The sequence below is a fragment of the Paenibacillus sp. 102 genome, from assembly GCF_039549175.1.
Classification (GTDB): Bacteria; Bacillota; Bacilli; order Bacillales; family Bacillaceae_G; genus Bacillus_A.
The window spans coordinates 99,363-121,880 of the sequence record NZ_JBCGHT010000011.1 but is presented as its reverse complement, the minus strand read 5'-3'; the positions used below and the strand labels follow the sequence as shown (position 1 = coordinate 121,880).

Here is a 22,518-nt window from a genome sequence, read left to right as displayed (position 1 = left end):
AACTTTTGTATATACTAACTAGATGATAAAAATAAGAAGATATTTTAGTTTGTATGACAAAGGGGCAAATAGGAATGAATAAGAAATACTATAAAGGTTTAATTATGCGACCAATTAAGGAAAGTGAAGTAGAACAGTTTTCAAACTTAATGAAATATGTGTTTCAAGTTTCTAAAAAAATGATTAATGATGAAGAGAAAATGGTACAAAAGAAAAGTCATCAGTTAAAGCCAGGGACTGCGTTAGGCTGGTTTGATCACGATAAATTAATTTCTCAAATTGTTGTTTTGCCATTTCAGGTGAATATTCATGGTGTGATTTATGAAATGGGAGGAGTTACTGGAGTTGGGACATATCCAGAGTACGCAGGGCATGGATTAATGAACTCATTAATGAAAGAAAGCTTAAAAACGATGAGGGAAAATGGACAGTATATTTCTTATTTATTTCCTTACTCAATCCCTTATTACCGGAAAAAAGGATGGGAAATTATTTCTGATATCATCGAGTATCAAATTAAAGATACACAGCTTCCTAAGTATCGTGGCAACATTAGTGGTCGAGTAAGAAGGGTCGGACTAAAAAGTAAAGAAAAAGAAAAAATTTATGATGAGTTTGCTAGAAAAACAAATGGGGCAATGGTCCGAAATACACTTGCCTGGGAAGAACGATTTCGTGAGGAAACAATTGATTTGCAATTAGCAATTTATTATACAGATGAAGATATTCCACATGGATATTTATTTTATCGTGTTCTTGAGGAGAAATTTTATATAGAAGAAATGATTTACATAAATGAAGAGGCGAGAAGAGGGTTATGGAATTTTATTAGTGCACACTTTTCGATGGTGTATTATGTAAAAGGAAAAACATGTGTTCATGAACCGGTTGCTTTCTTACTTGAAGATAGCGAAATCAAACAGACAATTGCGCCTTACTATATGGGAAGAATTGTGGACGTAATTGGTTTTCTGAAACAATATCCATTTAAACGTGTGAAAAATGAAAAACTAATTTTACATCTAGATGACCCTATGTTGGAATGGAATAAAGGGACGTTTTCTTTAGAGTGGAATTCTGACAAACAATTACATATAACATATGAGAAAGAAATGAATGATATGAAGGGAATGTCATTAACGATTCAAACATTAGCAACTATGTTGCTAAGTTATAAAAGCCCTGCATTCTTGTATGATATCGGAAGAATAAAAGGACCTTATGAAATGGTAGAAGTACTGGAGGATGCTATTCCGGATTCACCACCCTGTTTTTTTGATTACTTTTAAAACAAAGAAATCTCTCCAAAGTAATGTATGATTTACTTTAGAGAGATTTTTTTATTCTTGCACTTAGTGTTGTTTAGATTCTTTTAAATAGAGTTAAATATGGATTTGTTCAGATTAAAAATTAAGAAAAATATGATAAAATATTAGGTGTGAGTTCAAAATTTAAGTTTATAAGAGTTGGGATAAAGCAGACGGGGGAATAATAATGAAAATAACTGACATAGTAGCGGAAACCAAGCTGCCAAATACAATTAAAACGATAACAAATGATTTAAAAGCGTTAGGGTTAAAAAAAGGAATGACAGTGATCGTCCATTCTTCTTTGAGCTCAATTGGATGGGTATCTGGTGGAGCAGTTGCAGTTGTTGAAGCTTTGATGAACGTAATTACTGAAGATGGTACAATCATCATGCCAACGCAAACGTCGGATTTATCAGATCCGAAAAATTGGGCAAGACCACCTGTTCCGGAAAATTGGTGGCAAATTATTCGGGAGAATGTACCGGCATTTCATCCAGATATAACCCCAACACGTGCAATGGGGCAAGTTGTAGAATGTTTTCGTACATATCCAAATGTAAAACGTAGCAATCATCCATTAAATAGCTTTGCTGCTTGGGGGGAAAACGCAGAGGCTATTACAAGAGAGCATTCACTTTCCATTAGTCTTGGAGAGTGCTCACCATTAAAGAAAATATATGATTTAGATGGATATGTATTGTTGCTAGGTGTAGGCTATGATTCTAATACGTCGATTCACTTATCTGAAATACGTACAGGAGCACGTGAATTAATAAAAGTTGGAGCACCAATTATAGAAAATAACGTAAGGGTGTGGAAAGAGTTCGACGAAATGGACTATGATTCTGATCTATTTGTTGAGATTGGAAGAGAGTTTGAGCAAATGACTGCTGTAACAATTGATAAAGTTGGAAATGCAACGTGTAGATTAATGAAACAACGAGAAGTTGTTGACTTTGGTGTACAATGGTTTCGTTCGAAAAATAAGTAAGGGATGGTTATGATGAAGGGGAAAAAGATTTTAATTACGAGTGGTGGATGTTTAGAAAAGTGGGATCAAGTGCGTGGTCATACGAATTTAGCAAAAGGTACAATTGGCAGAATACTTGCTGAAGAAGCGATGTCAAAAGGAGCGCATGTTATATACTTACATGGTTATTTTGCTGAAAAGCCGAATGTTATAAGTAACCAATTAGAATTACATCCATTCGAAGGTATCATTGATTTACAAGATAAAATGAAAAGTATTATTACACATGAGAAAATCGATGCAGTTATTATGGCAGCTGCTGGATCAGATTGGATCGTTGATAAAATTTGTGATCAAGATGGAAATGTACTTGATATGAATGGGAAGATTTCAAGTGACATAGCCCCAATTATTCATTTTCAAAAAGCGCCAAAAATATTAAAACAAATTAAACAATGGGATCCGGAAACGGTTTTAGTTGGATTCAAACTTGAAAGCGATGTCAATGAGGTAGAGCTAATTCAACGTGCAAGTGAAAGAATGGGGCAGGCGAGAGCAAATCTTATGATAGCAAATTCTCCGCATTCGTTATATTCACATGCAGCCATTCATCATGTGATTGGAGAAGATGGAAATGTTGGTTTATGTGAAGGGAAAGACGAAACGGCGAAAGAGATTGTAAATAGGTTAGAACAGTTATGCAATCGTGTAGAAGAGGGGAGTTTGAATCGTTTTTAAAAAGGAGCGGTGTTCATGCTTTTTAAAAATATAGAAGTTATTGTATTAGATTTAGATGGAACATTGTTAAATAATGAAAAGAATGGCATTTGGTGATGATTGGAATGATATCGGCTTGTTCAAACAATGTGGTTATCCGATTGCAATGGAAAATGAAATTTCAGAGTTAAAAGAATTAGCATATTATATTACGGATAGCAATGAAGATGACGGTGTAGCATCTATTCTGGAACAAATAAGGAGCGATGCAGGTGAAACAGTTACTTGAGCAAGCGATTCAACTCCGGGATGAAAAGAAATATGAAGAATCAAGAGACATATTAGTCAGTTTAGCGAACTTAACTCAAAATCCGGAAGTCTTCTATCAATGCGCATGGACACATGATGCGATGGGACTTGAAACAGAAGCTGCTTCATACTATGAACAGGCAATTGCTAACGGACTTACAGGGGAATCACTATGCGGGGCATACATTGGACTCGGAAGTACATACCGCTGCATTGGTGAATACGATAAAGCGATGGTTACGTTAGAAGCTGGACTCAAACAGTTTCCGGATAGCGATGCGATGAAAGTATTTCTTTCATTAGCGAAATATAACGTAAAAGCCTATGAAGAAGCAATGAAATTATTGATTGAAACTGTTGTAAAACTTGAAGGTGTAAAAGAATATGAAAAAGCTATCTCATTTTATAAAGATCATTTGCATAAGGTTTTCAAATAAAAAGGAGGGAGTGCATGAATAATTCAATTTCGCGTACAAGAAGAAATAGTTCGATTGGTTTTATAGCTTTAATTGTAATATCAAATTATCTAGCATACACACTTCCTATTGTGCCGGCTGTACCGAAAGAAATGGTGCTAGGATCTTTGTTAGATTTTCTTATTGTCATTCCAGTCATTACGTATTTTTTTATTATACGTAAACGCTACTCATTAACTTATATGTTCCCGGTTATAATTGCGGGATATCTTGCCGCAAGATTCATTATTCCAAGCGATTATTTACAGTCTTTTTCATTTGTTTCTTATATTTTAGTTGCAGGGGAAATTGCTTTTTTATGTTTAGAGCTATTTATATTGTATAAGATTGCAAGAAAACTACCTAAGATTATGAAAAGGTATAAAGAATATAAATTAGAATTTCCAACTTTCTCATATGCAATTGACAAAGCATTCGATGCCACACTAACAAGAAACGTAGCGGTAAATGTTATTGTATCAGAATGTAAATTACTATATTATGCTTTATTTTCTTGGCGTACAAAATCTCTAGAAAATAAAAGTACTTTTTCATATCATAAAAAAACAGGAGCAATTGCATTTTATATCATGTTAATTCATGCAACATTAATTGAGAGTGTTGGATTTCATTATTTACTTCATCAATGGAATCCGGTCTTAGCTTGGATTTTACTCATTTTAAATATATATGGAATATTATATTTTTTAGCTGAGATACAAGCAATCCGTAAAAATCCATATATCTTGACAGAACAAGAAATTATTATCCAAGTTGGATTAGGTAAAAAAATTATTGTACCATTTGCTCAAATAGAAGAAATCACCTTTTATAAAGGTGATGTATTAACAAAAGAAGAAGAGAAAGACGTATTTGAAGCAACTATAATGGAATTTATTAAAGAACCAGCTACATTTGAAATAAAGTTAAAGGCACCATTAAAAGCACAACTACTATATGGATTTTCTAAGACAGTGAATCGTGTACATGTAAATGCGGATGATGAGCGGAAATTCTATGAAATAATTGCCGGAAAATTAGAACAAAGTAAACGGAATGAATAACGAGGAGATACAAATACATTTGTTATTAGAGGGATAATCGCTAAAAAATGAACCGAAATCGCATTTCAGGAACTTGTAAAAAGGGACCGGAGATGCGTTTTTTTGTTTTAAGAAATTATCATATTTTTGAAGTTTAATTAGGTTGGTTTATATATATGAAACTTTTTAAGTAAGTGGATGGCGAAAATATTATCAAATTGGATGTTTGTTTCTTAGAACTATTCTTTATTATAAGAAGAGAAAGATATATTAAAACTATTTTTTTAGGGGTGAATACTAAAAATGTGTTCTCAATTTAAAACACCATTGTTTACTGCACTTGTAGAACATGCACAAAAACAACCAATCCAATTCCATATTCCAGGTCATAAAAAAGGAAAAGGGATGGATCCTGAATTTAAAGGATTTATTGGCGAAAATGCTCTTTCCATAGATTTGATTAATATAGCTCCATTGGATGATTTACATCATCCAAAAGAAATAATTAAACAGGCGCAGGATCTTGCTGCTGAAGCATTTGGAGCTGATTATACTTTCTTTTCTGTTCAAGGAACAAGTAGTGTCATTATGACGATGATAATGAGTGTATGTGGGCCAGGAGAGAAGATTTTAGTCCCGCGCAACGTACACAAATCTATCATGAGTGGTATTATTTTCTCGGGTGCAACGCCTATTTTTATTCATCCTGAGATTGACAGGAATCTTGGTATTTCACACGGGATTACACCTGAATCTGTAGAAAATGCGTTGGAACAGCATCCAGATGCTAAAGCTATACTTGTAATTAACCCTACTTATTTTGGAATCTCTGGAGATTTGAAAAAAATTGTAGATATCGCTCATACACGCGATATTCCAGTTTTGGTAGATGAAGCGCATGGTGCTCATATACATTTCCACGATGAACTTCCTTTTTCAGCGATGCAAGTAGGTGCGGATATGGCATCGACAAGTGTGCATAAATTAGGGGGATCACTGACACAAAGTTCTATTTTAAATTTACAAGGAAGTCGCATTTCGCCAAAGCGTGTACAAGCAGTCTTAAGTATGTTAACGACTACATCAACTTCTTACATTTTGTTAGCTTCTTTGGATGTGGCGAGAAGACGACTAGCGACTGAAGGACAAGCTTTAATAGAAACTACGATTCGTTTGGCCGAACAGACTCGTGCTCAAATTAATGAAATTGACTACCTGTACTGCGTTGGGCGTGAAATTTTGGGGACAAGTGCTGCTGTTGCTATGGATCCAACTAAACTCTTAATTTCGGTAAAAGATCTTGGCATTACTGGCTATAATGCAGAAAAATGGCTCCGAGAAAAGTTTAATATTGAGGTTGAGCTATCAGATTTGTATAACATTCTTTGTATTATCACACCTGGTGATACTGAACAAGACTTATTAAAGCTTGTTCGTGCGCTGAAAGAACTGTCGGTTACTTTTGAAAATCAAATAAATGTAAATACAAATACGTCTGTATTATTGCCAGATATTCCAGTACTCGCGTTAACACCGCGTGAAGCATTCTACGCTGAAACTGAAATGGTTCCATTTGAAGAAGCGGTAGGGAGAGTTATGGCTGAATTTGTTATGATTTATCCACCCGGCATTCCTATTTTCATTCCTGGCGAAATTATTACGAAAGAAAATCTAATATACACGAAAAAGAATAAGGAAGTAGGTCTTCCTGTTCAAGGTACTGAAGATTTTGAACTGAAAACATTTCGTGTAATAAAAGAGGATTGTATTTTAATTTAATCGGTAAGAAGTTAAATGTCTGGAGGGATCTAGTTGAAGTTCATCGTATTTTTACTTCAGATAGGAATGTTATATATGTTTAGCTTGGCCGGAGAATGGATACAGAAGACGTTCAATCTGGCGATGCCAGGGAGCTTAATAGGAATGATAATGCTTTTTCTTCTGCTTTATTTCGGTGTTCTACCGGTGGGTTGGTTTGAGTTAGGTGCAGAAAAATTAATCGTATTTTTACCTTTATTTTTAATTCCTTCTACAACAGGATTAATGGAGTATGGTTCCTTTTTTGTTAGTAAGGGAAGTATAATGTTCTTTATTGTAATTTTAAGTACTTTAGTAACATTGCTCATTTCAGGGTATATCAGTCAATTCTTGGTGAACTCCAAAAAATAGAAACGACAGGATGAGTTTTTAATATGAGTTGGATTATTATAACTGTTATTTTATATGTATTGGCAACGAAAATATATAACAGGTTTGCGTCTCCTTTTACTTTACCAGTGTTAACAGTTACAACAATTATGATCTGCTTGCTTCTCATTTTTGAAATTTCCCATAATTATTATGAGGAAAATGGTGGGGATTTGCTTTCTGAATTTCTTAATCCAGCAATCGTCGCTTTAGCTATCCCGTTGTTTAAAGAGCGGAGTATACTAGCTAAAAATTTTTTCTCAATACTTATAGGGGTAGTAGTCGGCATAATTGTTTTGATAAATTTAAATGTGTTTTTCGGAAAGGTATTCCAAATGGATAAGGAGCTTATATTAACTGCTATACCACAATTGACTACGATGCCAATCGCGATTTCATTATCTCACCAAATAGGCGGTATTCCCACTATGACAGCTAGTTTTGTAGTAGTTGCTGGCATAACTGGAGCTGTATTGGGCCCGACTGTGCTGAAGTTTTTCCGCATAACCAGTACGATTGGAAAGGGAGTTGGGATGGGGTGTGCATCCCATATTGTTGGTGTAAGCCGTATGTTGAAAGAAAGCGAGGAAGCGGCGACTATAAGTTCAGTCACAATGATTGTAACAGGGTTACTTGTAAGTATATTAGTACCATACGGAATAGAGTTATTTATGTAGTTTAGAAAAAATAGTGAGGAAACAAAATAAACCAGTAGGCTACTAGCTTGCTGGTTTTCATCGTAAACTATTAAGAATTATGGTAAAATTAAGAGGTAACTTATGGTATGGTTGGTTGTTCAATTATCACTTCTCCAGGGTAGAAGGGAGGTGATAATGAATGAGTGAAATTGCGTTATTATTGCAAGGCGGATTATTTCTCGTTGCATTGTTAACGTTTGTTGTCGTTTTAATCGATAAGCTCAAAAAATAACAACCCACCTACGCCAATAGAATGTGGGTTGTCTCGTTTGTAAGAAACAAATAGGATAATGAACAATCCAATCTGCTAAGTTACATGGACTGGTGTGTAGCCGCACACTAGTCTTTTTTATTTATATACAATTTATAATTGTTTTATGTGATTGTATTGTTCTTTTCATACTCATTATAACATAGTGTCTTTTCATCAAGAAAGGAGACCGTATGTTCTTATTTTGAATTATTGTGATTTAACTATGATTCAATTCGTAAAAAATAACTTTGTTACCAAAGGGGTCTAATAGTTCCATTTCTTTCGTGTCCCAAGGGGTAATTTCAAGACCAGGACAGGAATTGTTATATTTTTTGGATAATAATTTTCCGTGAAACTGTTCGATCTGTGAGATTTCAATTCTAATTGCAGCACCTGGACAACAGTCTCCATGGTGTTCAGACAGGTGAAGTATGTTATCTAGATAGGAAACTTGCATATATAAAGGAGCATTTTCACTAAAACGATGCTCCCAGTCTAAGTTGAATTCCAAGAAATATATATAAAATTCTTTCGCCTTTTCTTCATTAAAACTTCGTAAAATAGGAATAATCATTGTTCTTTTCCTTTACTTATTTTTAAACACGAGTAGTTTGTTTACTCTTTTGTTTAAATAACTCATCCATGTATTGTTTTAAATTCTCTATATAGAATTCTTGCTTTTCTACATCATTCACTCCAACAATTGGAGATGGAAGTTGATATTTTTTTCTAGAAAGATGGACAACAACATCGAAAATATCGAATAGACGAATGAAACAGAATAAGCCGTCTTTATCACTTAATAAAATAAAGTAGTGATTATCGCTAGTTGTATTGAGAGTATTCCACAATGAACTTTTACTTAAATCACGAACGATGCTTCGCTCTTTTAATTCGATAAAGTCAACAGTAGATATAATAGTAGAAATATCAATCGCATCTGGATCATTAAAATAACCTTCAATTGTATGTACTGCGAATGTATAAGCCATTTTTAAGATACTCATTTTATATTTACGGTTATCTAAAAGTAATTCACGTTGAATTGAGCTTGCTACTTTCGTTACGCGTTCTTCTTTCCAAATTTCATTATGTAATGAAATATCATGTTTTTTACATAGTTTCATAATTAACTCATTAGAATAGTATATTTCGTCATTCGTTTCCATTTCTTCAGTTTCCGCTGCAGCTAATTCTTGACCATATTCATTCGTATAAAGAGGAGAATCAATTTGTTTCTTCATTTGTTCGATTTTGTATTGAATCAGCTTATGCCGAATTAGTGGTCGATCAACGTTTGTTGTGAGATGTTCATAACAAGTATCACAAATGGAATTTGTAAAATAATATCCACATAAAATCTCTGGGATAACATGTTGTTCACTAAGTTCTTTCGTTTCTTTTCTGCAAATGATACATTGCGTCATATTTATCACCTTTTACCCTGCAAATTTGTATGTAATCTCATTGTAGTGTATTTATTCGTATTTTGGAACATTGAAGATGAAAATAGCGTGTAAAATTCATAGATGTTTTGATACAATATAGGGAAGTGCTAGTTTAAAGGAGGCCGTTTTTTTGAAATCGAAAGTGCACTTTTGGACATTGGAAGTGCTAATGGTTGTAGGGATTATATTTATTTGCACAAAAATATCATTTTTATTTCAACCGATTGGCATATTCATTTCAACTTTATTTTTCCCAATTTTAATCGCCTTGTTTTTATACTTCATCTTTAATCCAGTGTTAGTGTTTTTAGAGGCGAAAAAAGTTCCTAGAAGTTTAGCGATATTGTTGTTATATGTTTTTATCATTACATTGACAGCAATTGCAATTGGTGTAGTCGTTCCGACGATTTCACAGCAGTTGATGGATTTAGTGAAAAATATGCCAACATATATTAAAGAGGGGAAAGTATACATACAAGAATTATCTCATCATAGACTATTTGAATGGTTAGCTACACAAAATTATGTATCGATTGAAACGATTGAAAAAAATGTAATGGAATATTTGAAAGGTATACCAAACACGATAACGTCGAGTGCAACGGCTTTATTTGGTATTATTACGAACGTTGCATTAGTTGTATTTACAGTACCATTCATCTTGTTTTACATGTTTAAAGATGGGCATGCATTTCCAGGGAAGGCTGTTAGTTTCTTACCAGAATCGTATCGTGAAGAAGGACTTCATATTATAAAAGAAACAGGAGAAACGTTGTCTGCCTATATTCAGGGACAAGCGCTCGTTTGTATATTCGTCGGTGCATTTACATTTATCGGATATGTTATTATTGATTTGCCCTATGCTTTTGTTTTAGGTATTATAGCGGCATTTACAAATATTATCCCGAATTTAGGACCTTTTATTGGGGCAGCACCAGCTGTTATTGTTGCTTTGTTTGTTTCCCCAGTGCAAGCAGCTTGGGTAATCGTTATCGTAACCGTTGTGCAACAATTTGAAAGTAACATTATTTCACCGCGTATTATGAGTTCAAAATTAAATATCCACCCTTTAACAATTATTGTGTTAATCCTTGGTGTAGGTAATTTCGCTGGTATTATCGGAATGATTTTAGCAGTACCGGCTTACGCTGTGACAAAAACAGTTGTTTCAAACTTGGTGAGACTATTCAAAATGAAAAGAAATAATCGGAAATAAAAAGTATTCATAGGAATCATAAAAGATACATCGCTTTTAAGTGATGTATCTTTTATGATGATTTTAAAAGTACGGTTATAAAAATGCCTAGTTTAAAATGGGAATTAGGCATTTTTATTGTGTAATTTTTACTCGTTTTTTTGAAAGAATTATCCAGTTAAAACATTGCATATTAGACTATGTGGAATCCCTCTCAATAATCCAAATCATTTCCCTGCAGCGTACCATTAACATCTTAATCTTCTCCTTTCATTATTTTAAGTTAGATCATTATAGATGCGTATAGTATTTGCTTCTACGATCTCGTATGTCATCCATACTCTTTTTATATTGCTGTTCTTGCGCAATTTCAGCTTCAGATAATCGCTTCTTTTGAATCGTAATCGTTAAAAAGAAAACATGAAATTTCATAAATAAATTCCTCCTTTCGTAAAGGAATTATAGGTGACTACAATAAGGAAGTTGACGTTCTTTTACTTCATCCATAGCATTTTGAATTTGTTGTTCGTGTAACATTTCAAACTCGGAAAATTTGTTTTTTTGAATCGTAATGGTTAAAAAGAATACTTGTAATTTCATTAGGTGAATCCTCCTTTTAATGTGAGTTTTTAGTACATATGGTTGTAATAAGAAACTTGACGCTCTTTTGTTTCAGTCATAATTTTTTGGACTTGCTGTTCATGTAAAATCTCAGTCTCAGAAAAATTACTTTTGTGAATTGTAATCGTTAAAAAGAATACTCGGAATTTCATTAGATGATTGCTCCTTTTGAAAATTATTTTTTAATACATTTGATTATAATAAGAACTTTGACGCTCTTTTGTTTCAGTCATAATTTTTTGGATTTGCTGTTCATGTAAAATCTCAGTCTCAGAAAAATTACTTTTGTGAATCGTAATGGTTAAAAAGAATACTCGAAATTTCATTAGATGATTGCTCCTTTTGAAAATTATTTTTTAATACATTTGATTATAATAAGAACTTTTACGATCTCTTACTTCGTCTATAATCTCTTTTAATTGTTGTTTACGTAAAATTTCAGTTTCAGATAAAGATTCTTTCTGGAGAGTAATCGTAAAAAAGAAAATATGAAAAGTCATAAATGAATTCCTCCTTTCGTAAAGGAATTACAGGTGACTACTGTAGGGACTTTGACGCTCCTTTATATCACTCATAGTGTTTTGAATGTGTTGATCGTGCACAATTTCGATTTCAGATAATTGCTTTCGTTGAATTGTAATGCTGAAAAACAGTACGTGAAAAGTCATTGCATATTTGCTCCTTTCGAAAAGAAATAGTGTTAGAGATTAAAAAATCGCACAAAAAAGCCACAGAAGGATACAGTTCTCCTGTGACAGCGCATGAAAAAGCCACAGGGAAGTATACGACCTCCTGTGGCGAATTTGTTAATTAAAGAAAATACCGAACGACTTTCAATTCTCCATTAGGGTGGTCGAATTCATATTTAATTGTAAAACAGGTGCAACATGTAATTTTAATTTCATCATTTCATTCGACCTCCTTTTAGAATTTTTTGCTTACGTTAGTAAGTATATACAATTAATGGATAATTGTAAACATAAAAAATGAAAATTTTTAATTTTGATTAAAATGTGTATATTTTGAAAGGGGGTTTTGATAAAGTGACGTATTAATTATGGAGAGAGTGGAGCGTGATTTTGTAAGTAGTTAGAGAAATTGAGTTTTTACTTAACTTCATTTGGGAAGGAAGCTAAGTGAGGAGATGGAGGATGAAAGTGGAGTTATTTTACAAGATTGCCTATCATACGGATGTATGATTATTATTTACCTAAACTAATGCAAACAATTGAGCACTTAAACGCAGAAGAGTTGTGGAAACAGGGAGAGTCAGCGAATTCTATCGGTGGTATTGTACTTCATATTTGTGAGCATGTAAAAAGGAATGCCATCCGTTATTCGAATCCGAATATATATTTTGAAAAAGGGATTTAGGAGTATTTTCTAATTGTGTATTTTAGTCCAGAAATGTTATCTAAAGCTGTACAAGAGACATTTGATGAATGGAAAAAAGAGTACGTTAAAACTTGTAATTTCACTACAATTCATAACTATATAGATATGGACAATATGATTCTAAGAAAAGGTGCCATCTCAGCTCAAAAAGGAGAGCGTGTAATTATTCCAATCAATATGAGAGATGGATCGATCATTGCCTATGGGAAAGGAAACCCCGACTGGAATTTCTCTGGACCACATGGAGCGGGACGTATCATGAGTCGTAAGAAAACCAAAGAAGTGCTAAATTTAGAAGATTTTCAGAATACAAAGACCGGCGTTTGGACGACATCTGTTGTTCAAAGCACTTTAGATGAAGCTGCAATGGTATATAAATCTATGAATGAAATTGTTAGAAATACTAGAGATGCAATTGATATTAAACATATTATTAAGCCAATTTATAATTATAAAGCTAATTAGTTATTTTTATATAGGAAATATAAAGTCAGCATCTAGATTGTTTCAAAAGGGCATGTAAATGTGGATGAGAAATAAAAATTAAAATAGAGAGCTAAACAATTTAGAAAAATATTTCGTGAATTTCCATAGAATTGAAGGTTCTTGTCTTAACTGGAGGGAGAAGAGGAAATGCGCACTGTATTACTTTTTCTAGAGGGGATACAAATAGGGGGAATTGAAGCGATTAGAAAAAACATGATCCTTTATTTGGATTGATTAATCCCCACATTACACTTGTATTTCCCTTTGAAAGTACGATTTCCAATGAGGAATTAAAAACACATATAGTTGAAAAGGTAGAAGTAATTTATCCGATAGCGATTGAGCTTATCAATCACATTCATAATGAAGGGGAGTATTTATTTTTAAATGTGGAAAAAGGAAAAGAACAGGTAAGGGAATTACATGATAAGCTATACAAAGGTCCTTTAACAAAATTTTTGCGAAGTGATATCCCATATATACCACATGTTACAGTCGGGAGAAAAGAAAATGAAACAGTAGCAAAAGAAATAGCGAAGGGGATGTCTAATTTAAGTATAAATTTAAAATGTATAATTGAAAAAGTAAGTGTTGAACATATTGGAGAAGGCGGAGAATCAATAATAGAATTTGAAGTGGAAATTCCAAAATAAAAAGGAGATACAAATTTGTATCTCCTTTTTATTGATTTTTCATATATATGTGTTAAAATGGAAAAACGCTCATTGTTTATTTTTTATAAAAACTCAATATTTATCCAATTTAATTATAACAAATCAGATGCTTGTTTGTCAAACTTTTAATTGATATTTTAATTGCATCAAACAATGGGCATCAGAACGATCAGTTGATAAGGAGTGGCGATATGGAAAAAACAAGTCAAGAATGGAAACAGGAACAACATCGTGTGAAAGAAGTAGTTGGAAAGATTGAAAAACAGATTGATACATTAGAACATTATACAAGTGCAACAACAAAAGATGTTGTCCAGATTCGCAAACATTTTTGGGACGATGTAACTGTGAATGTTGATAATACAGAAGAGGCTATAGAAACGGCAGCGAGTATTAAACAACAAGCAGAGTTATTATCCGAACGAGAACAAAGTCACCGCCATGCTTACAATCAACTAAAAGGATTACAAAGATTACAGCAATCACCATACTTCGGAAGGGTAGACTTTTTAGAAGATGATGAAAAAAGTGAGGATGCTATTTATCTTGGTATTCACTCATTTTATGATGAACAGACAGAACAATTTCTTGTATATGACTGGCGAGCCCCTATATCAAGTTTATATTATGACTATTCTGTAGGAAGAGCAAAGTACGTGGCACCTAATGATACGATTTCGGGTGAAATGACATTAAAAAGGCAATATGTGATTCGGAATGGTCAAATTATAAGTATGTTTGATACAGGTGTTACGATTGGTGATAAATTATTGCAAGAAGTACTAGGAAATAACGCGAATACACAAATGAAAAGTATTGTTTCAACAATTCAAAAGGAACAAAACCAAATTATTAGGAATGAAAAAAGTCGTTTGCTCGTTGTGCAAGGAGCTGCAGGAAGTGGTAAAACATCGGCAGCACTTCAGCGCGTCGCATATTTATTGTATCGTTATCGCGAGACATTACATGCCGATCAAATCGTTCTTTTTTCTCCAAACTCGATGTTTAATAGTTATGTTTCCACAGTACTACCAGAACTTGGTGAAGACAATATGAAGCAAACGACATTCCAAGAATACTTAGCGCGTCATATTGATAAGAAATTTGAATTAGAAGATCCATTTACACAGATGGAATATGTACTGACAAGAATGGAAGAGAAAGGCTATGAAACACGATTAGAAGGAATTAAATATAAAGCAAGCACTGATTTTATTGAAGTAGTAGATCAGTATGTAGCTTATTTACAACGAGAAGGTATGTTATTTAAAGATATAAAATTTAGAGGGGAAGTATTAATCTCTAAAGAACAAATGAAAGAAAAATTTTACGGATTTGATTCTTCGGTGCGGATTCCGAATCGAATAAAATTAATTTCTGAGTGGTTATTAAAAGAGTTAAGAAAACAAGAAAAAATAGAGAGAAAAGAGTTATGGGTGGAAGAAGAAATACAGTTATTAGATAAAGAAACATATGCGAAAGTGTATCATCAATTGCAACGAGAAGAAGAACATTCAAATGGTGCATTTGATGATTTTGAACGGGAACAGAAGATGCTAGCAGCGATTGTTGTAAAAGAGCATTTTAAACCTCTGAAAAGACGTGTGAAAAAATTACAATTTATTCATACACCAGCACTCTATATACAGTTATTTAAAGATCCTGAATTTGCTAAGCAACTTATAGAAGAACATAAATTACCACACAGATGGAATGAAATATGCAAAGAAACAATAGAAAAAATACAAGATTTTTATATGTCATATGAAGATGCAACGCCTTATTTATATTTGAAAGATCAACTGGAAGAATTGCAAAGAAATACATCTGTGCAGCACATATTTATTGACGAAGCACAGGATTATTCTGCATTTCAATACGCATTTTTGAAACGAGTATTTCCGCATACAAAAATGACGATACTTGGTGATTTTAATCAGACTATTTATGAACATGCGTCAGAGAATGAATTTTCACAGTTAAATACGTTGTATGGGGAAGAACTGAGTGAAAGAATCGTTCTTACGCGCAGTTATCGCTCAACAAAACAAATCATTGAATTTACGAAGCAGTTAATTACAGATGGGCATGAAATTGAACCGTTTCAGCGTGAAGGCAAACAACCGATTGTAACGGAAGTGAAAGAAGGGGAAGTGCATCATCAAAAGATTGTAGATCAAATCGAACAGTTGAAGCAAAGTGGTCACAAGACAATTGCGGTTATTTGTAAAACAGCGGAAGAAAGTGAAGAAGCTTACTTGGCCCTGCAAACATCATTATCAGTCCGTCTCATTAAGAAAGAAACGAGTTCGTTTGATGAAGGTATTTTGGTTATCCCATCGTATTTATCGAAAGGGGTAGAGTTTGATGCGGTTATTATTTATGATGTATCAAAGAAAAAATATAGTAAAGAAAGTGAACGGAAATTATTTTATACCGCTTGTACACGTGCGATGCATGAGTTATATATGTATTCTGTAGGGGAAATGAATGCATTCTTACAGTCAGTTTCTCCGAATACGTATTGTCTCAAGGAAATGTAGTGAAGGGATAGAAGTAGTTGTTACATGTGGATTTAAATGATTTTTTTCGAAAGGGGCATTACGTGGGATCAATAAATATTAATGGGCATGCTTATAAAATTGAATGTATTCCTTTTGAAGACAAGAGTGAACAAGATGAAGAGGGATATTACGAATATTATTATAAAGGAATATATATATTGTTTCACTCGGACAAAGATATAATAAAAGCCAAAATTTATGATGGAGAAAAAGTAATCTCGTTTTTAAAGAACCCTATTTTTTATTTTGGCGAAGGGTTTGAGATGATGAAAATATATGTAACTCAAGAATTTGGTGTAAATCGTTTTCAATATCTTGGTGGAGAAAAAGGATATGTAGAGTTGTAGTGTAATAAAAAACTGGTATAAAGCCAGTTTTTTTATTGTGTGAAAATTGATAAATACAAATAAAGTTGTTTACTCACAGGAGCGAGCTTTTTTCATAAAAAAAGGCCGAATAACCTCTAGTAACAAGAGGTTATTCGGTCATTTTGTAGGAGTTACCCTTTTTAAGTGAAAATATATCTATAATGTGTTTTATTTTTTTATAGCATGAAGATAATGAATGGTTTCAAAAGCTGATAGGTAATCATTTCGATTTTCAAAATAAATCTCATTAATGTTAGCTGGTGATAAATGTTCATAAATCAGTAAACCGGATTTTTCTAACATTTTCTCAATTTCAAATTTTGTCAAGTTTTATGGTCGTGACTGCTTTCGTACAAATATTGATACCTGGCAAGACTTAAATGAACAGTACGTATTTACTACGCAACAAAATTAACGGAATAATACTATCGCTTTTTAAGGAGCTGTTAGATATAGAAAAGGCTGTAATTACGATTGATTCATAATTACAGCCTCTCAGTAAAAGAGCTTTTTTGCCACCAAACAGCTGGTATAAAGCCAGCTGTTTTATTATGTGAAAATTTCACGAAAACACCCAATTGAATATTGTATATAATCCAATACAGGTACACGCAATAATGATTAGTAAAGTAGAAATACAACCAATAGGAACCAATTTATCTTTCCAAGTTTCTTCGGGAGCTGTTACAATTTGTTCTACTACATGACTTTGTATAGTTAAGCAGCTATATTTTAATGATAGATTATTAATTATCGCGGAATCACCCTTGAACTTCAAAGCTCTTACAATCTCATCAGGGCTGTTGCCCATTGCTTTTTCAAATTGTTGGCATGCTTGAATCATTTCGGGCGTTTTGTTTTCTTCAAGATACCAATATCGTCCAGCCATTGTTGGGTATTGTAGGCGGAAATAAATATCACCTAATTTTTTGCGGAGTGATAGGTCATCAGGATAAGACTGAATTAAGCCATGAAGCCGCTCTCTTGCTTTTCCTAAGTTATGATTTTCGATGTCTTTTTCAATTTTGATTAATGTTTTCGCTTTCACAGAAGCCACCTGTTTTGTAATAAGTTTATTTTTCTATACTCAATAAAGCGCCAATAGCGCCGCTAAAACCATAATCTTGTAAGAAAATAGGTTTTTTATTTTGATACACAGTATAATTACCAATAATATCTTGTAGTTGTTTATTGTTTGAAAGTGTAGATCCAATATAAACGATATGATCTATATCTTTTGCTTCTGCAAATTGAAGGCTTAATGCAGTAACGACTTCACCAACAAGACCTTGAAGGGTGGCGATTAAGTCGGATTTGTTATAATCCGCTTCACTGATAGTAGCTTTTCCGAAATTACTAGCTGTTAAGTTATTATCAATAGGAGATAGAATGCCGTTATAAATATCTCCAACTATAATATCAAGATTTCGCCTAGATCCTAGTTTTGTATGCCTGATGACTTCTTCAAAACGATCTATGTTTGTTAATAGTTTTGATAATCCCATGATAGTGCCTCCGCCAACCCCTGTTCCGCCAGCACGAATATACTTGTTATTACGGACATAATGAATGGAAGTACCTGTACCGATATTGGTTAAAACAAAGTTATTAATAGAGTGCTTTTCTTCCTCGATGAGGTAATGAACACCTGAAAGGGTGGCGTCGAATTCAGCAAGGTGCTCTATTTTGTATTTTCCTAAAAATAATGTTTGTAATTGCTCAGCTTTACCACCAGTTATAGATAGTCTATTTATATAATGATTGTTATGTAACCAATCTTTAATTTTGTTTTGTTCATGGGAGTAAAATTTTTCGAAATGCAATTCATTGTCTTCATTAAAATAAGCAATTTTTGTTAGTGTTCCTCCAGCATCAATACCAACGGCGCTCTTCATTTTTATACCCCTTATCATTGTGTAATTATAATATTGAACATCTATATAAATCTATTTTAATTCTTCGGCATATAAGCTGCTATGCATACAAAAATGAATCTACACTCTTTTTCTCCTTTTGTTCTAAACTTGGCATGGGACAGAAAAGGGATCTGACCGCCGCTATATATGGCTGGATGCTCTCTCCCTCCTAAAAAGCAGTCGTTTATGTTGGTTCTTTAACTTGAATTTATATAATTAACTCTTTATTTAGTCATGTAAACTAATAACTTCTCAACTATAACAATTGGTTCACCATTTACAGAAGCGATCCCTTTTCCGAGAATAAACCCTCGTTTATTCCGCAGAACTTCATATTGTAAATCTAGCTTGTCACCAGGTATAGCAGTGCCATTAAATGTTACACCGTCTAATGAGGAGAGAAATCCTAATCCATTAGACTCACTTGTTCCTACGAATGCTCCAAGCTGTGCAAGTGCCTCTACAATTAGCATGTGAGGCATATTGTTTTGATGCTCATTTATAAACCATTCGTTACTTGTAATTAGTTTGTATCCTTTTACGGATTTTTCATTTTCAATTTCTGTGATTCTATCAATCATTAAAAATGGATGACGATGGGGGAGAGTGTCTTTAATGTTTTTGATATTCATATGTACCTCCTAATTTCCAAATGAAAAGTGAATGTAAAATAATAACCCCTGCTAAAAGTAAGCAGGGGATTTGTAATCAATTTTTGACTAATGCATCTGCTTTTTCGAGAGAGAAAATGCCGCTATTTTTAATGTTTTCAACAGCTTGTTGTAATACTTCTTTATCTTGGACAAGTGCGATGCGAACAAAACCTTCACCATGAGGTCCAAAAGCATGACCAGGGGTTACAACAACATTTGCACGATCCATTAATGCATAAGCGAATTCTAATGAAGTCCAGCCTTTTGGTAATTCTGCCCATATGAACATACTACCAGCTGGTTTATCAACATGCCATCCGAAAGAGGCAAATCCATCAACTAACGTATCTCTACGTTCTTGATAGATGATGCGGTTTTTTGCGCAGAAATTAGCACCTTGGCGCAAAGCAACTGATGCTGCCTTTTGAATTGGTAAGAATACGCCGTAATCTGTATTTGATTTAAATTGCGTTAGTGCACCTACAATTTCTTTATTTCCAATCATATAACCAATGCGGCTGCCAGCTAAGCTGTAGCTTTTGGATAGGGAGTTAATTTCAATGCCAACTTCTTTGGCACCAGGAATAGATAAGAAACTGATTGGCTTCTTTCCATCATAATAAAATTCAGCATAAGCGAAATCATGCACAACAATGATATTATGTTCTTTTGCGAAGGCAATAACTTCTTTGAAGAAATCTTCATGAGCCATTGCTGGAACTGGATTTCCAGGGAAGTTTAATAGCATCATTTTTGCTTGTTTAGCAATTTCCTCAGGGATGTCTTGTAAATTAGGTAAAAAGTCATTTTCTTTCTTTAAAGGCATGAAGTAAGGTTTTGCACCTGCCATTTGAATGCCTGTTTCATATGCTGTATATCCAGGGTCAGGTACTAAAATGAGGTCACCTGGATTTGCAAAAACCATAGGTAAGTGAACAAGTCCATCTTGGGAACCCATCAATAATAAAACTTCCTTGTTTGGATCTAATGTAACATTGTGGGTGTTATCGTAATATTCAGTTACTGATTCGTGAAATTCTTGAATACCTGTTAACGTATAACCGTAATTTTCTTTTTTATTTGCTGTATGTACCATAGCCTCTCTTACAATATCAGCAGGAGGCATATCTGGATTGCCGATACTTAAATCAATCATTTTGTGACCTGCTGCAATTTTTTCTTTTTTATAAGCTGCTAGTTCACTAAATATAGAAGATTGAAATGCTTTCATTCTAGTTGCCAACGTATAAGTCATCAAAACCCCTCCTAAAAACTGTGCTTTCATTTTTCTAACTTTTATATTCTTTTATTATTCTGAAAACACATAATTCTATTTTATCACTTTTGGGTCAGAATTCAAAACAAAGTTGTGTAAAAAGAAAAAGAAGGGAAGGCTAAAGAGTATGAATACTACCACATAATGAAGAGGTGTTTAAGGTGAAACAAATTCCAATTGGCGTATCAAATCGGCATATCCACCTGACAAACGAAGATTTAGAACAACTTTTTGGAGAAGGATATGAGCTAGTGGTTGCAAAGGAACTTTCACAACCAGGAGAGTTTGCAGCAAAAGAAACAGTAACGATTAAGACTGAAAAGGCGGAAATCTCAAAGGTTCGTATTCTTGGTCCTATCCGGAAGTTTACACAGGTTGAAATTTCAAAAACAGATGCACGTAAGTTAGGAGTGGATGCTCCGATTCGAGCATCAGGCAATATTGATGGGACACCAGGGATTACTCTTATTGGGCCAAAGGGAAATTTAAAAATCGAAAAAGGTGTAATTATTGCTGAGCGTCATATCCATATGACATCTCAAGATGCTGAGAAATTTCAAGTGAAAGATGGACAATATGTAAGTGTTAAAGTAGAAGGAGATAGAGGATTGGTTTTTGACCAAGTATTAATTCGTGTAAAAGATACGTACGCATTAGATATGCATATTGATACGGATGAAGCCAATAGCGGGAATGTAACAACCGGAGACTTAGGTCAACTCTTACAATAAAGGAAAAATCCATCTCAATGTTGAGATGGATTTTACATGTTTGATACTTGGGAAGTATTTTTACTTGTTTGCTTTTGTTTTGATAACAACATAAGAATAATGAATAATGAAATAACACCGAAAATAAGCACCATATATTGTAATCCAATTGTATCTAAGAAGAAGCCTGTTCCAAGTAAGACAATTTGGAACATAACCCTTTCAAACATATTACGGAAGGAGAAAAGTCGTCCATGATAACTTTTTTCAACTTTTGTTTGGAAAACTGTCGACATGATAGGGAAGAAGCAGCCAACACTAAATCCAAACAGACCAAATGATGCCAGTGCCATCCATTTCACATCACTAAAGAATAGTGAGAGGTGCGCAACAGCAGTACAGAATGCGAAGAAATAAAGTAATTTTTCAGGTGAAAAGTAATCAGATAAACGCTTGATTACGAAAGCACCTAACATAAAAGCTATACCTTCAATTGTATAAATAAACCCTTTAATTGTTGGGTCATGTTGCATTTCGCTAATATTAATTACCATTAAATTGAAACCTGCGATAAATAAAAGGGGGATAATACTTAAAATAAGTGCACGGAATGCTACTGGGATCCCTTTTAATATCCTGAATACTTCCATAAAACTATTATCTTTCGCTGCTTTTTTACTTGATATATTTGATTTTCGATCCTCAAATTGTAGGAAAAAAGTCGAAAGGAATAATAAAGCGTAGGCAGCCATTGAAAATGCGTACATATACTGTAAGCTCATCACTACAAGAAGAACACCGCCTAGGGAGGTTCCAGCAATACGAGCAATTGTTCCGATATTCATATGTACACCGTTCATCTGTAATAATTCATGCTCACGAACGATAAGCGGGATAACAGATTGTAATGCAGGAAAATAAAAAGCCGCCGAAATTTGAATGGCGATCATAAAAGCAATCATAAAGGTAATACTTTCATATTGAATAGCGAAGAACATAAAAATCACACTAATAACGCGGCCAAAGCCTGCGTAAAGGAGAACTTTCTTTTTTTCATATTGATCAATTACGCGTCCCGCCATAGGACCAACTAAAACACCGGCTAATAACCCAATAAATAAAATGACTGATTTCATAAAATCAGAAGGAACATATTTCTGCATAAATTCTAGATTGCCAAGAATCCCTAGCCACAAACCTAGTCCGGCGATAAATTCACCGATTAGAACAATCCAGACATTTCTATTACGCCACATAACAAAACCTCTCA

28 protein-coding genes and 3 pseudogenes are annotated in these 22,518 nt (G+C 33.7%); 17 read left to right on the top strand and 14 right to left on the bottom strand.

Translation table 11 applies throughout. From position 1 onward, the window contains the following. Nucleotides 1-74: 74 nt before the first annotated feature. The 10 genes from AAIE21_RS20620 (at nucleotide 75) to AAIE21_RS20575 (ending at nucleotide 7,921) form a co-directional block, all read left to right on the top strand. Nucleotides 75-1,289 carry a GNAT family N-acetyltransferase gene (locus AAIE21_RS20620; RefSeq protein WP_343268498.1) on the top strand — a complete coding sequence of 405 codons (1,215 nt, stop codon included), beginning with the start codon at nucleotides 75-77 and terminating at the stop codon, nucleotides 1,287-1,289. A 205-nt stretch (nucleotides 1,290-1,494) separates the two neighbouring features. Continuing rightward, nucleotides 1,495-2,301 (top strand): AAC(3) family N-acetyltransferase, encoded by an 807-nt coding sequence (locus AAIE21_RS20615; RefSeq protein WP_343268497.1) that lies wholly within the window; start codon nucleotides 1,495-1,497, stop codon nucleotides 2,299-2,301. Nucleotides 2,302-2,304: 3 nt separating this feature from the next. After that, nucleotides 2,305-3,018, top strand: a complete 714-nt coding sequence (locus tag AAIE21_RS20610) for a phosphopantothenoylcysteine decarboxylase domain-containing protein (RefSeq protein ID WP_343268496.1) — start codon at nucleotides 2,305-2,307, stop codon at nucleotides 3,016-3,018. A gap of 73 nt (nucleotides 3,019-3,091) precedes the next feature. After that, nucleotides 3,092-3,286: an HAD family hydrolase gene (locus tag AAIE21_RS20605; protein ID WP_343268495.1), complete on the top strand. Its 195-nt coding sequence runs from the start codon at nucleotides 3,092-3,094 to the stop codon at nucleotides 3,284-3,286. Beyond that, nucleotides 3,270-3,743: a tetratricopeptide repeat protein gene (locus AAIE21_RS20600; RefSeq protein ID WP_343268494.1), complete on the top strand. Its 474-nt coding sequence runs from the start codon at nucleotides 3,270-3,272 to the stop codon at nucleotides 3,741-3,743. Before AAIE21_RS20605 ends, AAIE21_RS20600 begins: the two co-directional genes overlap by 17 nt. Before the next feature lie 14 nt (nucleotides 3,744-3,757). Next, nucleotides 3,758-4,825: a hypothetical protein gene (locus AAIE21_RS20595; protein ID WP_343268493.1), complete on the top strand. Its 1,068-nt coding sequence runs from the start codon at nucleotides 3,758-3,760 to the stop codon at nucleotides 4,823-4,825. A gap of 282 nt (nucleotides 4,826-5,107) precedes the next feature. Then, nucleotides 5,108-6,583 carry an aminotransferase class I/II-fold pyridoxal phosphate-dependent enzyme gene (locus tag AAIE21_RS20590; protein WP_343268492.1) on the top strand — a complete coding sequence of 492 codons (1,476 nt, stop codon included), beginning with the start codon at nucleotides 5,108-5,110 and terminating at the stop codon, nucleotides 6,581-6,583. 33 nt (nucleotides 6,584-6,616) lie between these two features. Continuing rightward, nucleotides 6,617-6,973, top strand: coding sequence for a CidA/LrgA family holin-like protein (locus AAIE21_RS20585; RefSeq protein ID WP_343268491.1), 357 nt, complete (start codon nucleotides 6,617-6,619; stop codon nucleotides 6,971-6,973). A gap of 23 nt (nucleotides 6,974-6,996) precedes the next feature. Continuing rightward, complete coding sequence (locus AAIE21_RS20580; protein WP_343268490.1) at nucleotides 6,997-7,668, top strand: LrgB family protein; 672 nt, start codon at nucleotides 6,997-6,999, stop codon at nucleotides 7,666-7,668. Between the two features lie 160 nt (nucleotides 7,669-7,828). After that, entirely contained in the window at nucleotides 7,829-7,921 is a 93-nt protein-coding gene (locus AAIE21_RS20575) for a putative holin-like toxin (protein WP_001289320.1), read from the top strand. A gap of 238 nt (nucleotides 7,922-8,159) precedes the next feature. Here the strand turns inward: AAIE21_RS20575 and AAIE21_RS20570 are convergent, their stop codons facing one another. Next, on the bottom strand, nucleotides 8,160-8,516 hold the full coding sequence (locus AAIE21_RS20570; RefSeq protein ID WP_343268489.1) for a glyoxalase superfamily protein: 357 nt from the start codon (nucleotides 8,514-8,516) through the stop codon (nucleotides 8,160-8,162). Between the two features lie 22 nt (nucleotides 8,517-8,538). After that, nucleotides 8,539-9,369, bottom strand: a complete 831-nt coding sequence (locus AAIE21_RS20565) for an HNH endonuclease (protein WP_343268488.1) — start codon at nucleotides 9,367-9,369, stop codon at nucleotides 8,539-8,541. 151 nt (nucleotides 9,370-9,520) lie between these two features. Between AAIE21_RS20565 and AAIE21_RS20560 the strand changes: the two genes are divergently transcribed. Then, the gene (locus AAIE21_RS20560) at nucleotides 9,521-10,606 is read left to right on the top strand and encodes an AI-2E family transporter (protein ID WP_343268487.1); all 1,086 of its coding nucleotides are present in this window, start codon (nucleotides 9,521-9,523) and stop codon (nucleotides 10,604-10,606) included. 270 nt (nucleotides 10,607-10,876) lie between these two features. Here the strand turns inward: AAIE21_RS20560 and AAIE21_RS20555 are convergent, their stop codons facing one another. Genes AAIE21_RS20555 through AAIE21_RS20530 form a run of 6 tightly spaced genes read right to left on the bottom strand, consistent with a single transcriptional unit; the run spans nucleotide 10,877 to nucleotide 11,874 of the window. After that, a complete protein-coding gene (locus AAIE21_RS20555; protein ID WP_343268486.1) occupies nucleotides 10,877-11,017 on the bottom strand; it encodes a YrzI family small protein in 141 nt (46 codons plus the stop codon). A 27-nt stretch (nucleotides 11,018-11,044) separates the two neighbouring features. After that, a complete protein-coding gene (locus AAIE21_RS20550) occupies nucleotides 11,045-11,185 on the bottom strand; it encodes a YrzI family small protein (protein ID WP_343268485.1) in 141 nt (46 codons plus the stop codon). A gap of 29 nt (nucleotides 11,186-11,214) precedes the next feature. Further along, nucleotides 11,215-11,358, bottom strand: a complete 144-nt coding sequence (locus AAIE21_RS20545) for a YrzI family small protein (protein WP_343268484.1) — start codon at nucleotides 11,356-11,358, stop codon at nucleotides 11,215-11,217. A gap of 30 nt (nucleotides 11,359-11,388) precedes the next feature. Beyond that, nucleotides 11,389-11,532, bottom strand: a complete 144-nt coding sequence (locus tag AAIE21_RS20540; protein WP_343268483.1) for a YrzI family small protein — start codon at nucleotides 11,530-11,532, stop codon at nucleotides 11,389-11,391. Between the two features lie 30 nt (nucleotides 11,533-11,562). Beyond that, a complete protein-coding gene (locus AAIE21_RS20535; RefSeq protein WP_343268482.1) occupies nucleotides 11,563-11,706 on the bottom strand; it encodes a YrzI family small protein in 144 nt (47 codons plus the stop codon). Nucleotides 11,707-11,733: 27 nt separating this feature from the next. Next, entirely contained in the window at nucleotides 11,734-11,874 is a 141-nt protein-coding gene (locus AAIE21_RS20530) for a YrzI family small protein (RefSeq protein WP_343268481.1), read from the bottom strand. Nucleotides 11,875-12,382: 508 nt separating this feature from the next. On the opposite strand from AAIE21_RS20530, the gene AAIE21_RS29640 reads away from it, so the two are divergent. The 5 genes and pseudogenes from AAIE21_RS29640 to AAIE21_RS20505 all read left to right on the top strand — a co-directional run bounded on the left by AAIE21_RS29640 (nucleotide 12,383) and on the right by AAIE21_RS20505 (nucleotide 16,672). After that, nucleotides 12,383-12,580 (top strand): hypothetical protein, encoded by a 198-nt coding sequence (locus tag AAIE21_RS29640; protein WP_481858701.1) that lies wholly within the window; start codon nucleotides 12,383-12,385, stop codon nucleotides 12,578-12,580. 90 nt (nucleotides 12,581-12,670) lie between these two features. Then, nucleotides 12,671-13,066, top strand: a pseudogene (locus tag AAIE21_RS20520) (RtcB family protein); the annotation flags it as partial. Between the two features lie 168 nt (nucleotides 13,067-13,234). Beyond that, a pseudogene (locus AAIE21_RS20515) lies at nucleotides 13,235-13,740 on the top strand (2'-5' RNA ligase family protein). 212 nt (nucleotides 13,741-13,952) lie between these two features. After that, nucleotides 13,953-16,304 carry an RNA polymerase recycling motor HelD gene (helD, locus tag AAIE21_RS20510; protein ID WP_343268480.1) on the top strand — a complete coding sequence of 784 codons (2,352 nt, stop codon included), beginning with the start codon at nucleotides 13,953-13,955 and terminating at the stop codon, nucleotides 16,302-16,304. Between the two features lie 62 nt (nucleotides 16,305-16,366). Further along, nucleotides 16,367-16,672, top strand: coding sequence for a hypothetical protein (locus AAIE21_RS20505; RefSeq protein ID WP_343268537.1), 306 nt, complete (start codon nucleotides 16,367-16,369; stop codon nucleotides 16,670-16,672). A gap of 189 nt (nucleotides 16,673-16,861) precedes the next feature. Here AAIE21_RS20505 and AAIE21_RS20500 read toward each other — a convergent pair. The 5 genes and pseudogenes from AAIE21_RS20500 to AAIE21_RS20480 all read right to left on the bottom strand — a co-directional run. Next, a pseudogene (locus tag AAIE21_RS20500) lies at nucleotides 16,862-17,008 on the bottom strand (class I SAM-dependent methyltransferase); the annotation flags it as partial. A gap of 247 nt (nucleotides 17,009-17,255) precedes the next feature. Further along, nucleotides 17,256-17,741, bottom strand: coding sequence for a DUF6584 family protein (locus AAIE21_RS20495; RefSeq protein ID WP_343268479.1), 486 nt, complete (start codon nucleotides 17,739-17,741; stop codon nucleotides 17,256-17,258). A 25-nt stretch (nucleotides 17,742-17,766) separates the two neighbouring features. Then, nucleotides 17,767-18,588 (bottom strand): type II pantothenate kinase, encoded by an 822-nt coding sequence (gene coaW, locus AAIE21_RS20490; protein WP_343268478.1) that lies wholly within the window; start codon nucleotides 18,586-18,588, stop codon nucleotides 17,767-17,769. Nucleotides 18,589-18,833: 245 nt separating this feature from the next. Next, on the bottom strand, nucleotides 18,834-19,241 hold the full coding sequence (locus tag AAIE21_RS20485; protein ID WP_343268477.1) for a 3-hydroxyacyl-ACP dehydratase FabZ family protein: 408 nt from the start codon (nucleotides 19,239-19,241) through the stop codon (nucleotides 18,834-18,836). Between the two features lie 76 nt (nucleotides 19,242-19,317). Further along, complete coding sequence (locus AAIE21_RS20480) at nucleotides 19,318-20,517, bottom strand: LL-diaminopimelate aminotransferase (protein WP_343268476.1); 1,200 nt, start codon at nucleotides 20,515-20,517, stop codon at nucleotides 19,318-19,320. A gap of 182 nt (nucleotides 20,518-20,699) precedes the next feature. Between AAIE21_RS20480 and pduL the strand changes: the two genes are divergently transcribed. Then, nucleotides 20,700-21,269, top strand: a complete 570-nt coding sequence (gene pduL / locus AAIE21_RS20475; RefSeq protein WP_343268475.1) for a phosphate propanoyltransferase — start codon at nucleotides 20,700-20,702, stop codon at nucleotides 21,267-21,269. Between the two features lie 32 nt (nucleotides 21,270-21,301). Here the strand turns inward: pduL and AAIE21_RS20470 are convergent, their stop codons facing one another. Then, nucleotides 21,302-22,504 carry an MFS transporter gene (locus AAIE21_RS20470; RefSeq protein WP_343268474.1) on the bottom strand — a complete coding sequence of 401 codons (1,203 nt, stop codon included), beginning with the start codon at nucleotides 22,502-22,504 and terminating at the stop codon, nucleotides 21,302-21,304. Nucleotides 22,505-22,518 lie beyond the last annotated feature (14 nt).

Bases quoted from the DNA above. Each gene is read 5' to 3' on its own strand.
- AAIE21_RS20480 (WP_343268476.1), bottom strand. From the start codon at position 20,517: ATGACTTATACGTTGGCAACTAGAATGAAAGCATTTCAATCTTCTATA.
- AAIE21_RS20540 (WP_343268483.1), bottom strand. From the start codon at position 11,532: ATGAAATTTCGAGTATTCTTTTTAACCATTACGATTCACAAAAGTAAT.
- AAIE21_RS20610 (WP_343268496.1), top strand. From the start codon at position 2,305: ATGGTTATGATGAAGGGGAAAAAGATTTTAATTACGAGTGGTGGATGT.
- AAIE21_RS20620 (WP_343268498.1), top strand. From the start codon at position 75: ATGAATAAGAAATACTATAAAGGTTTAATTATGCGACCAATTAAGGAA.
- AAIE21_RS20575 (WP_001289320.1), top strand. From the start codon at position 7,829: ATGAGTGAAATTGCGTTATTATTGCAAGGCGGATTATTTCTCGTTGCA.
- AAIE21_RS20535 (WP_343268482.1), bottom strand. From the start codon at position 11,706: ATGACTTTTCATATTTTCTTTTTTACGATTACTCTCCAGAAAGAATCT.
- AAIE21_RS20580 (WP_343268490.1), top strand. From the start codon at position 6,997: ATGAGTTGGATTATTATAACTGTTATTTTATATGTATTGGCAACGAAA.
- AAIE21_RS20470 (WP_343268474.1), bottom strand. From the start codon at position 22,504: ATGTGGCGTAATAGAAATGTCTGGATTGTTCTAATCGGTGAATTTATC.
- AAIE21_RS20565 (WP_343268488.1), bottom strand. From the start codon at position 9,369: ATGACGCAATGTATCATTTGCAGAAAAGAAACGAAAGAACTTAGTGAA.
- AAIE21_RS20545 (WP_343268484.1), bottom strand. From the start codon at position 11,358: ATGAAATTCCGAGTATTCTTTTTAACGATTACAATTCACAAAAGTAAT.
- AAIE21_RS20530 (WP_343268481.1), bottom strand. From the start codon at position 11,874: ATGACTTTTCACGTACTGTTTTTCAGCATTACAATTCAACGAAAGCAA.
- AAIE21_RS20615 (WP_343268497.1), top strand. From the start codon at position 1,495: ATGAAAATAACTGACATAGTAGCGGAAACCAAGCTGCCAAATACAATT.
- coaW (WP_343268478.1), bottom strand. From the start codon at position 18,588: ATGAAGAGCGCCGTTGGTATTGATGCTGGAGGAACACTAACAAAAATT.
- AAIE21_RS20570 (WP_343268489.1), bottom strand. From the start codon at position 8,516: ATGATTATTCCTATTTTACGAAGTTTTAATGAAGAAAAGGCGAAAGAA.
- AAIE21_RS20605 (WP_343268495.1), top strand. From the start codon at position 3,092: ATGAAAAGAATGGCATTTGGTGATGATTGGAATGATATCGGCTTGTTC.
- AAIE21_RS20550 (WP_343268485.1), bottom strand. From the start codon at position 11,185: ATGAAATTACAAGTATTCTTTTTAACCATTACGATTCAAAAAAACAAA.
- AAIE21_RS20595 (WP_343268493.1), top strand. From the start codon at position 3,758: ATGAATAATTCAATTTCGCGTACAAGAAGAAATAGTTCGATTGGTTTT.
- AAIE21_RS20555 (WP_343268486.1), bottom strand. From the start codon at position 11,017: ATGAAATTTCATGTTTTCTTTTTAACGATTACGATTCAAAAGAAGCGA.
- AAIE21_RS20485 (WP_343268477.1), bottom strand. From the start codon at position 19,241: ATGAATATCAAAAACATTAAAGACACTCTCCCCCATCGTCATCCATTT.
- AAIE21_RS20590 (WP_343268492.1), top strand. From the start codon at position 5,108: ATGTGTTCTCAATTTAAAACACCATTGTTTACTGCACTTGTAGAACAT.
- helD (WP_343268480.1), top strand. From the start codon at position 13,953: ATGGAAAAAACAAGTCAAGAATGGAAACAGGAACAACATCGTGTGAAA.